Origin of the sequence: Vogesella sp. LIG4, assembly GCF_900090205.1 — a bacterium.
Taxonomy (GTDB): domain Bacteria; phylum Pseudomonadota; class Gammaproteobacteria; order Burkholderiales; family Chromobacteriaceae; genus Vogesella.
In genome coordinates this window covers 2,975,579-2,989,467 of the sequence record NZ_LT607802.1, presented here as the reverse complement: position 1 = coordinate 2,989,467, position 13,889 = coordinate 2,975,579, and the positions used below count along the sequence as shown (strand labels likewise).

At 58.7% G+C, this 13,889-nt stretch carries 8 protein-coding genes, 2 tRNA genes and 1 pseudogene; 5 read left to right on the top strand and 6 right to left on the bottom strand.

Annotation, left to right across the window (positions count from 1 at the left end; translation table 11 throughout):
* Positions 1-26 precede the first annotated feature (26 nt).
* From PSELUDRAFT_RS14055 to PSELUDRAFT_RS14045, 3 genes are all read left to right on the top strand, one after another.
* Complete coding sequence (locus tag PSELUDRAFT_RS14055; RefSeq protein WP_231895224.1) at positions 27-1,151, top strand: polyamine ABC transporter substrate-binding protein; 1,125 nt, start codon at positions 27-29, stop codon at positions 1,149-1,151.
* 324 nt (positions 1,152-1,475) lie between these two features.
* A complete protein-coding gene (locus PSELUDRAFT_RS14050; protein WP_088967425.1) occupies positions 1,476-3,950 on the top strand; it encodes an EAL domain-containing protein in 2,475 nt (824 codons plus the stop codon).
* A gap of 19 nt (positions 3,951-3,969) precedes the next feature.
* Positions 3,970-8,832: a PAS domain S-box protein gene (locus tag PSELUDRAFT_RS14045; protein WP_088967424.1), complete on the top strand. Its 4,863-nt coding sequence runs from the start codon at positions 3,970-3,972 to the stop codon at positions 8,830-8,832.
* 384 nt (positions 8,833-9,216) lie between these two features.
* On the opposite strand, the gene PSELUDRAFT_RS19470 is transcribed toward PSELUDRAFT_RS14045, so the two are convergent.
* Positions 9,217-9,972, bottom strand: a complete 756-nt coding sequence (locus tag PSELUDRAFT_RS19470) for a hypothetical protein (RefSeq protein WP_157725133.1) — start codon at positions 9,970-9,972, stop codon at positions 9,217-9,219.
* Positions 9,973-10,422: 450 nt separating this feature from the next.
* Here PSELUDRAFT_RS19470 and PSELUDRAFT_RS19465 point away from each other — a divergent pair, with 450 nt between their 5' ends.
* Positions 10,423-10,716 carry a hypothetical protein gene (locus tag PSELUDRAFT_RS19465; RefSeq protein ID WP_157725132.1) on the top strand — a complete coding sequence of 98 codons (294 nt, stop codon included), beginning with the start codon at positions 10,423-10,425 and terminating at the stop codon, positions 10,714-10,716.
* 153 nt (positions 10,717-10,869) lie between these two features.
* Here PSELUDRAFT_RS19465 and PSELUDRAFT_RS14040 read toward each other — a convergent pair whose 3' ends face one another.
* From PSELUDRAFT_RS14040 to PSELUDRAFT_RS14025, 5 genes and pseudogenes are all read right to left on the bottom strand, one after another.
* Positions 10,870-11,469 carry an outer membrane protein gene (locus tag PSELUDRAFT_RS14040; RefSeq protein WP_088967423.1) on the bottom strand — a complete coding sequence of 200 codons (600 nt, stop codon included), beginning with the start codon at positions 11,467-11,469 and terminating at the stop codon, positions 10,870-10,872.
* A gap of 774 nt (positions 11,470-12,243) precedes the next feature.
* Positions 12,244-12,489, bottom strand: coding sequence for a hypothetical protein (locus tag PSELUDRAFT_RS14035; protein WP_088967422.1), 246 nt, complete (start codon positions 12,487-12,489; stop codon positions 12,244-12,246).
* Between the two features lie 26 nt (positions 12,490-12,515).
* Positions 12,516-12,659: pseudogene (locus tag PSELUDRAFT_RS20140) on the bottom strand (hypothetical protein); the annotation flags it as partial.
* A 90-nt stretch (positions 12,660-12,749) separates the two neighbouring features.
* A tRNA-Ser gene (locus PSELUDRAFT_RS14030) sits at positions 12,750-12,839 on the bottom strand.
* Positions 12,840-12,881: 42 nt separating this feature from the next.
* A tRNA-Leu gene (locus tag PSELUDRAFT_RS14025) sits at positions 12,882-12,966 on the bottom strand.
* Positions 12,967-13,128: 162 nt separating this feature from the next.
* Here PSELUDRAFT_RS14025 and PSELUDRAFT_RS14020 point away from each other — a divergent pair.
* Positions 13,129-13,818: a Bax inhibitor-1 family protein gene (locus PSELUDRAFT_RS14020; protein WP_088967421.1), complete on the top strand. Its 690-nt coding sequence runs from the start codon at positions 13,129-13,131 to the stop codon at positions 13,816-13,818.
* The last annotated feature ends 71 nt before the right edge of the window (positions 13,819-13,889 follow it).

Below are 13,889 nucleotides of genomic sequence, written 5' to 3'. Positions count from 1 at the left end.
AATCGTTGCTTGATCGGGAGAGTGAGATGGTGAAACTGAGCAAGAAGAAAACCGGCAAACGGGTGATGTCGGCAATGGCAGTCTGCAGCCTGCTGCTACTGGGTATGCCGCAAGCCAATGCCGATGACAAGGTTGTCAACGTATACAACTGGGGCAATGCCATCGGCAAGGAAACGGTGGCCAACTTTGAAAAAGCCACCGGCATCAAGGTGGTCTACCAGGAGTTCGACTCCAACGACACCCTGCAGGCCAAACTGTTGTCCGGCCATTCGCAATACGACGTGGTGGTGCCTTCCGACCTGTACTGGGCGCGCCAGCTCAAGGCCGGCCTGTTCCAGAAGCTGGATAGCGGCAAGCTGCCCAACACCGGCCATCTCGACCCCAAGATCATGGCCTACCTGAAACGGGATGATCCGAGCATGCGCTACGGCGTGCCATGGTCCTGGGGTACCGACGGGCTGGGCATCAACGTGGAAAAAGTCACCGCAGCACTGGGACATGCACCGCAAAGCGACTGGGAGCTGTTTTTCAACCCGCAGAACCTGCAGAAACTGAAAGGCTGCGGCGTGTCGATGCTGGACTCGCCGCTGGATGGCTTCGGCATGGCGCTGCAGTATCTGAAAAAAGACCCGAACAGCAGCAACCCGCAGGACTACCAGGACGCCTACAAGCTGCTGAAATCGATTCGCCCGTACATCACCCAGTTCAACTCTTCCGGCTACATCAACGACCTGGCGGAAGGTGATGTCTGCATTGCCTTCGGCTGGTCCGGTGACGTCAATACCGCCCGCCTTGCCGCGCTTGGCGCCCACAAGAAGTACCACATCAAATACCTGCTGCCGGATAGCGGCACGGCGATCTGGTTCGACATGCTGGCCATTCCGAAAGATGCGCCACACCCGGATGCCGCCCACAAGTTCATCAATTTCGTGCTATCGGACAAGGAAAGCGCCAGCCTGACCAACGACACCTCCTACCCCACCGCCATACCCGCCGCGCGGGCCTTCATCCACCCCGATGTGCTGGCAGACCCGGCGGTGTTCCCGCCCAGCGAGGCCTACAAGAACTTCATTACCGGCATTCCGCTGTCCAACGAACTGCAGCGCCTGGAAAACCGGCTATGGAACGCGCTGAAAACCGGTATCAACTGATGCCACACCCCGCGAACGGGTAGCCCGGTTGCCGGCAACTGCCGGCCCGGATGCAGCGGCATCCTGACGTATTCATTCCTCCACAAGGGCTTTTCAGGCTACCTCGGTAGCCTGCTTTTTTTGTGTGCCCTGGCCGCCTGCACTGACGGCGCGCGGACAAGATCGACCGCCCCCGTCATCCCTTGCCTCTCTGGTGCGGCTGCTTCGTTGCCCATCATGACTTCTTCGCCATACATTCATACGGCATTGCTTAATTCGCAAATAAGGCATTGATAGATTTGGCCTTCATCTAGAATGCATTAGATATGTAGCAGGAATGAAGCCATGCTCGATGACTCTCTGATTGGCAAGCCTGTCATTCTGATCGTCGATGACCAGACCAGTAATATCCGCGTCCTGCGCGAGGCGATCCACGATCTGGGTGATGTGTACTTTGCCGTGGACGGTGAATCCGCCATCAGTCTGGCTCGCACCTGCCTGCCGGATGTGGTGCTGCTGGACATCGAAATGCCGGGCATGGACGGTTTCGCTGTCTGTCAGGCCCTGAAATCCGACCCGCAGCTGAAACAGGCTGCAGTCATTTTTGTCACGGCACACAGCAGCGGGCAGGAAGAGCTGCAGGCACTCGACTACGGTGGGGTGGACTTTCTCTCCAAGCCGCTCAATGTCTCCATTGCACGTGCGCGCATCCGCACTCACCTTGCATTGCGCCTTGAAACCCGCAAGCTGGAACTGGCGCAACACGACTTGCGGGACGTTCTGCATCATTTACCCGCGTTTGTTGGCTACTGGCAGGCCAATCTGCGTTGCGCATTCAGCAACGAACAATCCAGCAGCTGGTTCGGTATCGATGCGGCCAACATGGTTGGCAAGCTGCTGCCCGAGGTGCTGGGAGCGGACGGCTACCAGCAAATCTCTCCGCAGCTGGAAAGAGTTCTGACGGGAAAGCTGGTTTCCCTCGACCTTACCCTGCAACGCAACCACCTCCCGCGGAGGGACGGCCAGCTCACCCTGGTTGCACGCATCATCGACACGGTATGCGTGGGTTTTCTGATGCTGCTGGTGGATATCACCGAGCGCAAACGCTACGAGGAGGCGCTGTTCGAGGAGAAGGAACGCATCCGGGTCATGCTCAATTCGATTGGCGATGCGGTCATTGCCACCAACCCGCAAGGCCAGGTGATTTTCATGAACCCGATCGCGGAAAGCCTGACCGGCTGGCAGGCCAGCCACGCGACCGGCAAGTCCATCGAGCAGGTCATGCCGCTGCGGGACGGCAGCAACGAGTTCGAACTGCAGAACCCCATCCGGCTGGCGCTACAGGAAAACCGGGTGGTGGGCATGGCGCTGAACTGCAAGCTGCTGCGCCGTGACGGCTCGCTGTTCGATGTCGAGGACTCCGCCTCGCCCATCAGCAACCAGCAGGGGCAGATCACCGGGGCCATCGTGGTGTTCCACGATGTATCGGAAGCCAGGGCAATGGCCATCAAGATGACCCACCTGGCCTACCACGATGCCTTGACCAACCTGCCCAACCGCATGCTGCTGCAGGACCGGATCATGCAGGCCATCCAGCAGGCCATGCGCAACCAGCGCCGGGCAGCCATGATGGTGCTGGATCTGGATAACTTCAAAAGCATCAACGATGCCGTTGGCCATGCGGTGGGCGATACCTTGCTGCAGCAGGTGGCCAACCGGCTGCAGAGTGCCTGTCGTACCGTGGATACCATCAGCAGGCAGGGCGGGGACGAATTCATCCTGCTGCTGCCGGAAATCGGCACGCTGGACCAGGTAGGCGACATTGCCGTGCGTCTGCTGGACCTGGTTGCCGAACCGGTTCTGATGGGCAACGAGCGCTACGACCTGAGCGCCTGTATCGGCATCAGCCTGTTCCCGGACGACAGCGAAGACTCCGAGACTCTGTACCGGCACGCCGACTCCGCCATGTACAAGGCCAAGCAGTCAGGCCGTGGGCAGTTCCGCTTTTTCTCGGTGGACATCGAGCACAACATGCGCTCCCGCCACCTGCTGGAACAGCATATGCGGGCGGCGCTTGAAAGCAGCATCTTTGAAATTCACTACCAGCCCAAGGTCGATGCCAAGCTGCAGAGCATCGTCGGTGCCGAAGCGCTGATCCGCTGGCGCAAGGAAGACGGCAGCCTGATTTCCCCTGTCGAGTTCATTCCTCTCGCGGAAGAAACCGGCCTGATCATCCCGATAGGCAAATACGTGCTGAAGCAGGCCTGCCATGACGCCATGCACTGGCATGCCCTGGGCTTCCCCATCAGTGTCAGCGTCAATATCTCGGCGGTACAGTTTCGTGACCCGCAGTTCCTGCAAATGGTGCTGGACACCCTGGGCAGCACGGGCATCCGCCACGATCTGCTGGAGCTGGAAATCACGGAAGGTGTACTGGCGCAGGACATCAACAACGCGCAGCAGATTTTGCAGGCGCTACGCGAACTGGGTGTACGCATCTCGATCGACGACTTCGGCACCGGCTATTCCAGCCTCTCCTACCTGAAACGACTACCGCTGGATGTGCTGAAGATAGATCAGAGCTTTGTACGCGACATGCTGCACGACAAGAGCGATGCGGCCATCGTGGAGGCCATCATCAAGCTCGGTACTACCCTGGGGCTGGAGCTGGTGGCGGAAGGCGTGGAGAACCACGGCCAGGTAAACGCCTTGCTGGCCGCGGGTTGCCGGATCATGCAGGGCTATTTGTACTCGCGCCCGATCACGACCGCGGAACTGGAACAACGCCTGCAGCACGACCAGCCTGCTTCACAAAACTGACGCCAGAAAAGGACCAGCCATGCTCAAACGCCCGCATTGGTCACAAGCCAGCCGGTATGGTGCCATCGTGCTGCTCATCGGCTGTCTGCTGAGCGCTCTGGCGGCCTGGCATGTGCAGCAAGGCAACAGGATTCAGCAATCCCGCGCCCTGAGTCAGGCACTGAATGAAATGTCCACCCAGGTCCATGACCGCTTTGAGCGCTACGCATATGGTTTGCGCGGCATACGCGGCACCATCATCACGGCGGGAGCGCAACTGAGTTTCGACAAGGTTGCCCGCTACATGCAGACACGCGACCTGGGTAACGAATTTCCCGGTGCACGGGGCTTCGGCTACATCCAGCGCGTGACGCCTGATGACGAGGCAAACTTCCTGCAGCAGGCCCGTGCCGACCAGCAACCAGGTTTCCACATCCGGCAACTCGGCCCCAACCCCGGGGAGCGCTTTGTCATCCGCTATATCCTGCCGTTCAAGTCGAATGCACAGGCCATCGGGCTGGATATTGCCTCGGAAGAACATCGCCGCAGCGCGGCACTGGCCGCCATGGCATCGGGCTCGGCACAGCTCACCGCGCCGATCACGCTGGTGCAGGTCACCGGCAAGCCGAAGCAGTCCATCCTGATCCTGCTGCCGATCTACCGGGACGGCAGCACACCCGCCACCCTGGATGCCCGCCGCGAGCAGACCATAGGCTGGTCCTTTGCTCCCCTGCTGATGGAGGACGTGCTGGGCGGGCTCGGCAACAACCCGGACTATCTGCAGCTGCAGCTGACCGACATCACCGACCCGCAGCATCCGCTACCCTTTTACCTGCCGCAGCACAGCACCCGGGACCTGCCCTCCACCCAGCTGACGCGCACCGTCTTCGGCCGGCAATGGCAGATGCAGCTGTTTGCCGGCCCGGCCTTCATCCAGCAACTGAACCTGCCCTCTGCACTGCAAACATTTGTCTTCGGCTGCCTGGCCAGCACCATGCTGACCGCCCTGGTAGTGGCACTGAGCCTCAACCAGCTGCGTCGCAAAGAACTCTATGGGCAGCAGGCGCAGCTGGCCGCCATTGTGTCCAGTTCGGCGGACGGCATCATCGGCCTTCAGACCGATGGCACCATCACCGCGTGGAACAGCGGTGCCGAGGCCCTGTTCGGTTACAGCGCAGCAGAAGCACTGGGGCAGCGGGTGGCCGACCTGCTGGTGCCGGAAAACCTGCAGGCAGAGGAAAAAAACATCCTGCAGAGCATCAGGGAAGGCAAGCGGCTGCCGGGGCTGGAAACCCGCCGGCGGCATAAGAATGGCAAGCTGCTGGATGTGTCGCTGACCGCCTCCCCCATCCTGAACGCGCAAGGCGAAGTAGTGGGCGGGTCGAAAACCATCCGCGACATCAGCCGCCAGAAACAGGTAGAAGCGCGCATCCACGAGCTGAACAGCAGCCTGGAAGCCCAGGTGAAGGAGCGCACGCAGGAGCTGGCTCACGTCAACCAGCTGCTGGAAAGTGTGCTGCGTGCAGCCACCGAGATGGCCATCATCGCCACCGACCCGCAAGGCAACATCACCCTGTTCAACCGCGGCGCGGAGTTGATGCTGGGCTACCACTCGGTGGAAGTGGTCGGCAAGATCACGCCGCTGCAGATTCACCTTGTCAGCGAAGTCAGCCAGCACAGCACGGCGCTGCAAATGGCCGGCCTGCCCGATGCCTCTGGCTTCCAGGTGCTGGTCCACCAGGCAGACCTGCTGGGTGCGGAGGTGTGCGAATGGACCTATGTCCGCAAGGACGGCAGCCAGTTTCCGGTATCCGTTACCGTTACCCCCATCCTGGATGTGCAGGACAGCAGCTGCGGCTACCTGTTCATTGCCGTCGATATCAGCCAGCGGCTGCAAGCCCAGCGCCAGCTTGCCGCCAGTCTGGCCACGACGCAGGCCATTCTGGATACGGCCCCCAGCCCGGTATTCACCGTCAACTACCTGGGCATCATCCAGTCCTTCAACCATGCCGGTGAAGAAGTCTTCGGCTGGGCAAGCGAGCAGATCATCGGTCAACCGCTGGACCTGTTGCTGCCGCATCTGCCTCCCTGCGAATACCGGCACCTGCTGGCAGGCTTGCAAGGTGAGCTGGTGCCGCATGGCGCCCAGCGGATGGAAGTGCTGGCCCAGCGCCGGGACGGCAGCAACTTCCCCGCCCAGCTCAGCCTGGGTGAGCGCCTGTCGGCCGATGAACATATTGCGGTCGCGGTATTGACAGATCTGTCCCTGTTGCAAAAACAGCAGGCAGAAGTATTGGCCACGCGCGACCAGCTGGAGATGGCCGCCAATGTGGCCGAACTGGGTGTGTGGACCTGGACGCTGGCCGATAACGCCCTGCACTGGAACGACCGCATGTTCGAACTGTATGACTGGCCACGGGAGCAAAAGCTTGATTATCAGCACTGGTACAGCCGGGTGCACCCGGACGATATTGCCGCGGCAGAGAAAGCCCTGCTGGATGCCGTAACGGGCCATGATGCCTACAGCTCGATCTTCCGGGTGGTGCGCCCCGACGGGAGCATCATTTTCATCCAGGCAGGCGCAAAGATCGAACGCGACAGCGAAGGCAAGGCGCGGCGCGTCACCGGCATCAACCGGGACATCACCGCGCAGCTGGAGCTGGAAAGCCGCCTGCGGGAAGCCAAGGAGCGTGCCGATGCCGCCAGCGCCGCCAAATCCACGTTCCTGGCCAATATGAGCCACGAAATCCGCACGCCGATGAATGCCGTACTCGGCATGCTGCAGCTGGTCAAACAGACGCCGCTTTCCGACCGCCAGCTTGACTATGTCACCAAGGCCCAGGGCGCCGGCACCGCCCTGCTCGGCCTGCTGAACGACATTCTCGACTACTCCAAAATCGAAGCCGGCAAACTGCAGCTGGATATCCATGCCTTCGAGCTGGAAAGCCTGCTGCATGACCTAGCCATCGTGCTGTCCGGCAACCAGGGCGACACCGATGTGGAGATCATGTTCGACATCGACCCCGGCCTGCCGCAGCAACTCATGGGCGATGGCCTGCGCCTGCTGCAAGTGCTGATCAATCTGACCGGCAATGCGCTCAAATTCACCAGGCAGGGTCTGGTGCAACTACGGATAAGCACCCAGTCACGCACGGAAGACAGACTGCAGCTGCGATTTGCCGTCAAGGACACCGGCATCGGCATCAGCCCGGAGCAGCAGGCCCGCATCTTCGATGGCTTTACCCAGGCCGAGGCCTCCACCACCCGCCGCTATGGCGGCACCGGCCTGGGCCTGGTCATCAGCCAGCGCCTGGTCCAGCTGATGGGAGGTCAGCTGCAACTGGAAAGCCAGCTCGGCACCGGCAGCTGCTTCTGGTTCGATGTCTGGCTGCCCATCGCCGACAACACCCCGCTGGTCGAGCAGGTCAGCCTGCCCGACAAGCCGTTGCGGGTGCTGGTGGTGGAAGACAACGCCCTGGTGGCGGAGCTGGTCATGCAGACCATTGCGCCGCTGGGGTGGCAGGCCCAGCTGGTGAAAGGCGGGCTGGCCGCTGTCGGCGCCGTCCTGCAGGCCCAGCATCAGGGCTGCGACTACGATGTGATCCTGATGGACTGGAAAATGCCGGATATGGATGGCCTGACGGCAGCCCGCCTGATCCGCGACAGCCTGCAACAGAGCGGGCGCATACCGCTGGTCATCATGCTGACGGCGCACGACAAGGAAATGCTTGCGGCCAACCTTCAGCAGGAAGACACCCCGTACATCGACCTGCTGACCAAACCCGTCACCCCCAACCAACTATTGCGCTCGGTGTACCGCGCCCTGCAGGGGCAACCCGATCAGGCACCCGGCCAGATCGTCCTCAAGCCGCAACGGCTGCAGGGCATGCATATTCTGGTGGTGGAAGACAATGCGCTGAACCGGCAGATCGCCGCCGAACTGCTGGGCCACGAGGGTGCCCGCGTCGCCGTGGCCGAAGGCGGCCTGCCCGGCGTGGAACAGGTGCTGCACGGCAGCGAACCATTCGATGCCGTGCTGATGGACATACAGATGCCGGACATCGATGGACTGGAAGCCACGCGGCGGATCCGGAGCGATGCACGCTTTTCCGGCCTGCCCATCATCGCCATGACCGCCAATGCGTCGAGCAACGACCGGGCAGCCTGCATGGCCGCGGGCATGAACGACCACATCAGCAAGCCGGTCGACCTGGAACAGCTGTTGACGGTATTGCTGGCCCTGGGAAGCGGGCAGCAGCTGGACAAGCCATCTGTCAGTGAGGCCGGGGAAGAACCGGACATAGCAGACATAGAGCCACTGGAGGAAATCAGACGCCGTTTTGGCGGCACACTGGATGTCTACCGTACAGCCTTGACCCAGTTCATGCCGGAACTGCAGCGGCTGCTGGCCTCCCTTGACGAGGCAATCCAGACCGCAGATGCCGACAGATGCAGCCTGCTGTGCCACAGTATCAAGGGCTGTGCGGCAACGCTGGGCGCCCGGGGGCTCTCCCGCCAGGCAGCCGCGCTTGAAGAGCAGAGCCGCGCTGGCCAGACGCTGCCATCGGATACAGTTCCGGTTCTGACAGACATGCTGCACAAAGCCAGCAATCTGCTGCATCAGGCCCTGCCTGCCGACACCCTGAGCAACAGGAAACCACACGCCGCCTGGAGTGACAAAGCCATGCTCCCGCAGCTGCAAGCGATGCACGCCTTGCTGGAGGCCGGCAACCTTCAGGCGCTGGACATGCTGGAGGCCATGCCGCAGCTGGCCCCCGTCACCTATGCCAGCCAGTTTGACGCCTTACGTCAGCAAGTGCAGGCTCTGGATTTCCCGGCGGCCAAGCTAACCATACAAACCTTGCTGCTGGTTTTACAATCGTCACCGGTAGAGGCGGGGTAGACAGACATAAGTTACCCGTGATGCTGTCATGGCTGCTCAGGGTGAGGTGGACGATGTGAACCGCAAGGAGATGCAGCGGCGTGGTATCGAGATCGCCAAGGCTGTGGGTCGATACACTGGCAGGCCCAAGTCGGTTGATGACGCTGCTGTAGTTGCATGGATGGCGGAGACAGGGGCACTATCAAGGCCACTGCGGAATACTTCGGGATCGGCGAGAGTAGCATCAAGCCTGAAGGCAGCTCAGTCACCGACAGAGAGTCGTCCTCACCCAGCGCCACCCTAGCTCCTCGCTGGATCAACTGGCGGACACCCTGTCCGGTTACGCTTGGCCCAGTCTCCAACCCTGCCCTGTCCCGTAAGTCTGCCCTGACTTCATCCGTAGCCCTATTCGGTGGCTTCTAGTTCCGCCCAAACGGGCACATCCCGGTTTATCAGGTTATTGAGCCTATTTTTTATGCCATGTACAAACAGCTGCGTTCCTGTTAGCTCTTTGTGTTTTTTCATTTTTGTATTCCACCAGCGGGTAGCTGGATGAACTGACCGGACGAACACCGTCTTCAAGCTGACGGAGTTTCCTATTAGCCCCATTTCTTTCGCTGCCCCCCATGCCAATGAACTGCAGCAGATGACAAGTTCTGGTTGCAGAATCTCGATAACACTGCTGACGACTCTGGCACTGTGAAGTTTGTCCTGTGCAGATGGCGCAAGAGAATCTCCTGAAGCCTGGGCTGGGCGCTGAAAGTAGTTCATGTAGGAGATGTACTGGAACGGTGAGTCACAATGAACTAGCCCGCTCGCAACAATAGCAGCGGCAATGTTGCGGTAGATGAGTTTCGACTTACCTGCCCACTGTTTGGCGATGCCATTTTTGATAATACCGCGCGTCTTGAAGTGGCCCACATCGGTGGCGCTTGATAAATCTACTCCTTTATACCAAGCCTCAGAATCTAGGTGGTAAGTGCTCTCGGGCTTGAGGTAATGACTTTCGCCTAGAACAAGCACCCTGAGTGGGCATGTTAAGTAGAACTGTCCTACCCAAGGAAGCAATTGGGGATATAGAGCGAAATGGGGTATTGAGCAAAGGCCGAGTTCAACACTCACGTTGTGCAGCTCTGATTTTTGGTCATTTTGAAAAGTCATTGCTTCTGGAGCCAGTAACTCATTCTTGATACAGGGTCTTCCATCAGGCCCTTACACTTATCTTTATGGGTAATCATCAGCCTATCCATAGTCGCCTGTGAACCAGTTCCCTTGGCTCCCCATCATCTCGCCCAGAAACTTGCAGGATGCTTGCCGATGCTTCATTCACCAGTTTCACAGATACGGCTTGCTGGACAAGCCAAACCCACAGAAGCAGGTCGTGAAGCTCATGGAAGGGCTGACGCAAATTGCCGCTGGGATCAACACAGACCACCCAGAGCAGGCTACATAGTCTCTTCATTGCCCTGGAGGTCTTGGCTAGGCAACTTGACACAGACTTGCCCGAGTGCGGCTATAAGGCTTGAGACGAGCTAGAGCGGACGGAATACCTGCCCCCTACAATTACCGAGTTTGACCTGCCAGAACCCGGAGCAGGTACGTAGCTGACTGATGAACTACCCGGCAGAGCTGATGGTGGCCTCAGCGGCCTCACTGCCCTACGGGCTAGGGATTGAGCAGCCCCGTCGTAATCAGGAAGTCATGCCCTTCACGCCGCGCGATGAACGGCTCCAGCCGAGGTACAAAGCGACTCCAGTTGTCTGCAAGCACCTTTGCCGAGTGGGCGACTCCTCGCTGTTCAATCTGCAAGAAATCGTCTACGGCATCCGCATCAATGTGGAAGTGAACCGGGACACCATCAAACCGGGCATGAACCATAATCCGGTCACCACCGACTTCATGTAGTTCTTCAAGCTCAAGCATGGCGACCTCCATTCGGGGGTGTTCCCGCAATGACAAGGTAGCCCACGCCTGAAGACAGTCCAAGGGCTTCTTACGCGCTGACTAAACAAACAAAAAACCCACCGTGTGGTGGGCCTTGGGATTCGCGACTCAAAATCAGAACTTGTAGCCGATACCGATGTTGCTCATGAAGGTAGACGGCTTGACGCCATCTTTGGAGCGGTAGTCGATCTGCTGGATTTCAACTACACCGTACAGGTTCGAGGAGAACTTATATTTGGCACCAACACCGTAAGAGAAACCGTGGAAGGTGGTGGAGGCAGAGCCAGAGACCGGGGCGCCATTGTACGTGCCATTCACCTCGATCTTGCCGGTAGTCTGAGCGTAGCCGAGCTTCGCGTAAACCAAGGCGTTGTCGTTCAAGTTGATACCCGGCTCAATAGAGAGGCCCCAGGTATCTGTGCCCTTGGAATCGACAGTACCGGTAAAGGTGCCATCGGAGCCGGACACGGAACCTGCTTTCTGATCACCGATAATGAAGTAAGCATTTCCAGCCAAGTTGAACTGGTTGAATGCCTGGGAGTAACCAGCAGTCAGCTTGCCAACAGTGCTGTTCTGGGAAGGAGCAGTGCCATCAACGTCAGTTTTGGAGTGCGCGTAGCCAATAGCAGCTTCGGCGTAGACACCATCAAAACCGCCAGCAAAAGCACCACTGGAGAGAACGGCAAAAGCAGCCAGAGCAAATACTTTTTTCATAGCAAATCACTAATATTTATTGAAATGGGATGTAAATCCTAAATGCAAGTAGAATATATGTCAATAGTGTATCTTTTAGCATAACCATATCGCATCACCAGCCCATGCCACCCGCGCAGACCACCAAGGGCAACACGCCCATCAGTCACATAGCCAGCCCTGCACTCACCCGTGACAAGTCCAGCCCCTTCGCCGTGATCCGCCCCATAGCCTCAACAGTGGCTCTAGCGAGTACTGCTCACTGCCGTATAGACGCCCTGTAGATGCAGCAGAGCGGTGACCGGTCAGGGCATCATGCAATGCCTTATTAATCCCACAGGCTCGGCAGATGCCCTTGAAGCCATGGCGGAGGCCGTGGGAGTTGATGCCATCCCGCTTGAGCCACCAGTCACGCAAGACACCGCTGAACCGCTTGGAGAACTGCTCATTGGTCTTCCCACAGGCATCCGGAGTCAACTCGGGGAACAGCTTCCCCCATCCGGTAGCTGGTTCACATACAAGCGATCACTACGTATCTCGGTGCGACGTGCCGAAGTGTATGGCGAAACCGCCTATGTTGATTACTCCGGCATGACGATTGGCATTACTAATCCGGTCACTGAAGAAATCCGCACGGCACAGGTGTTTATTGGCGTACTGGGGGCTCGAACTATACCTATTGCGAAGTCATCTGGACGCAGCGCTCCCGCGACTGGATCTCCTCGCACGTCAGGATGTTCGAGTATTTTGGTGGCGCTTCTCGCGTCATCGTACCGGACAATTTGAAAGCCGCTGTTACCAAGGCTGATCGGGTTTCTCCGGTGCTGAACGAAACCTATACCCAACAATCCAAGCCGAGACATCACCCCTTGCTTCCACCTGTTCGACATTCAGCCCTTCGATGCGGTTTTGCCCATCCAAAGCCAATGCCTTGGCGAGTTCATCGTGGCCAATCGCCTGAATCTGTTCTGGCGCCAATGAATCAAGTGTGGTTGCGCGATATAGCGCTTCAAGCCGCTGAAACTCGTTATCCATTTCCATGTGGATAACAATGGCTTTTTGTTGGCTTCAGCTGATTGAGATGCCCCGAGTGAACGGATTATCGATGCCTTGCCTTGGAAGTTTTCTTGGAATTGCTTGGGAATATAAACCCGACAGTAGTAGTTTGTGGAACCACTACGGAGGAACACTCCGACCTGTCTCGCGGTCATCTCTTTGTCTGCTTTCATTCGACAAATAGCAACAGCGGGGTTTCGCAAATGATTGACTCGCTGCAATATATTGATATTGCAGGATATTTCTGGCGGAAGCGGTGAGATTCGAACTCACGGAAGGCTCACACCTTCGGCGGTTTTCAAGACCGCTGCCTTAAACCACTCGGCCACGCTTCCACTTGAAAAACTGGGCAGCAGCACCTACTTGCTGCCAGTGGGTGGTGCGAAAGGAGAGACTCGAACTCTCACGCCTTGCGGCGCTGGAACCTAAATCCAGTGCGTCTACCAATTCCGCCACTCTCGCATTGCCAAATCAGTGTCTGGCAGGCGTGGGATATTAGCCTGCCGGCAATTTATTGGCAAGTACTTGCACTGAATGGTACTGTCGTAGGAAACTTGTGTAACTGTTTGTAGTCACACGCTGCATAAACAAACCTTACCCCAAAGTGCGAGGAGCAACGTCGCCATGAATCAACAATATCAACCCGCTTACCGCGCAGCCAGCTACGCTGTCGACCGCAACAAGGTGATGCGCAACACCTACGGCCTGCTGGCACTATCGATGATTCCAACCATCATCGGCGCTGCCGTGGGCATCAAGATGAGCTTCGCCTTCCTGGCCGCCAGCCCACTGCTGGGTTCGCTGGCGATCATGGCGGTGTTTTACGGCCTGGTGTTCGCCATCCAGGCCAACCGCAACAGCGCGCTGGGTATTCCGCTGATGCTGGGCTTCACCTTCATGATGGGCCTGCTGCTGGGACCATTGCTGCAGTTTGCGCTGCGCTTCAGTAACGGCGCGCAGCTGATCATGGTGGCCGGCGGTGCCACCGCCGTCGTGTTCGCGGTGATGGCCGGCATTGCCACCACCACCAAACGCGATCTGTCCGGCATGGGCAAATTCCTTACCGTGGGCGCCGTGGTGCTGATGATCGCCGTGGTGGCCAACCTGTTTCTGCAGATGCCGGCCCTGCAGCTGACCATCGCCGCGGCTTTCGCGCTGTTCAGCTCGATGATGATCCTGTGGGAAGTGAAGAACGTGGTGGATGGCGGTGAAACCAGCTACATCTCCGCCGCGCTGGGCATCTACATCAGCATCTACAACCTGTTCACCAGCCTGCTGCAGCTGCTGCTGGCCCTGGCCGGCAACCGCGACTGAGCGCGGAGCACACATGAAAACGCCGACCAACTGGTCGGCGTTTTTTATTGCCATCATGCGGCCAACGTTGG

Excerpts from the sequence above, each read along its gene's own strand:
- PSELUDRAFT_RS14040 (WP_088967423.1), bottom strand. The coding sequence starts at position 11,469 with ATGAAAAAAGTATTTGCTCTGGCTGCTTTTGCCGTTCTCTCCAGTGGT.
- PSELUDRAFT_RS14050 (WP_088967425.1), top strand. The coding sequence starts at position 1,476 with ATGCTCGATGACTCTCTGATTGGCAAGCCTGTCATTCTGATCGTCGAT.
- PSELUDRAFT_RS14035 (WP_088967422.1), bottom strand. The coding sequence starts at position 12,489 with ATGGAAATGGATAACGAGTTTCAGCGGCTTGAAGCGCTATATCGCGCA.
- PSELUDRAFT_RS19465 (WP_157725132.1), top strand. The coding sequence starts at position 10,423 with ATGAACTACCCGGCAGAGCTGATGGTGGCCTCAGCGGCCTCACTGCCC.
- PSELUDRAFT_RS14020 (WP_088967421.1), top strand. The coding sequence starts at position 13,129 with ATGAATCAACAATATCAACCCGCTTACCGCGCAGCCAGCTACGCTGTC.
- PSELUDRAFT_RS14045 (WP_088967424.1), top strand. The coding sequence starts at position 3,970 with ATGCTCAAACGCCCGCATTGGTCACAAGCCAGCCGGTATGGTGCCATC.
- PSELUDRAFT_RS14055 (WP_231895224.1), top strand. The coding sequence starts at position 27 with ATGGTGAAACTGAGCAAGAAGAAAACCGGCAAACGGGTGATGTCGGCA.
- PSELUDRAFT_RS19470 (WP_157725133.1), bottom strand. The coding sequence starts at position 9,972 with ATGACTTTTCAAAATGACCAAAAATCAGAGCTGCACAACGTGAGTGTT.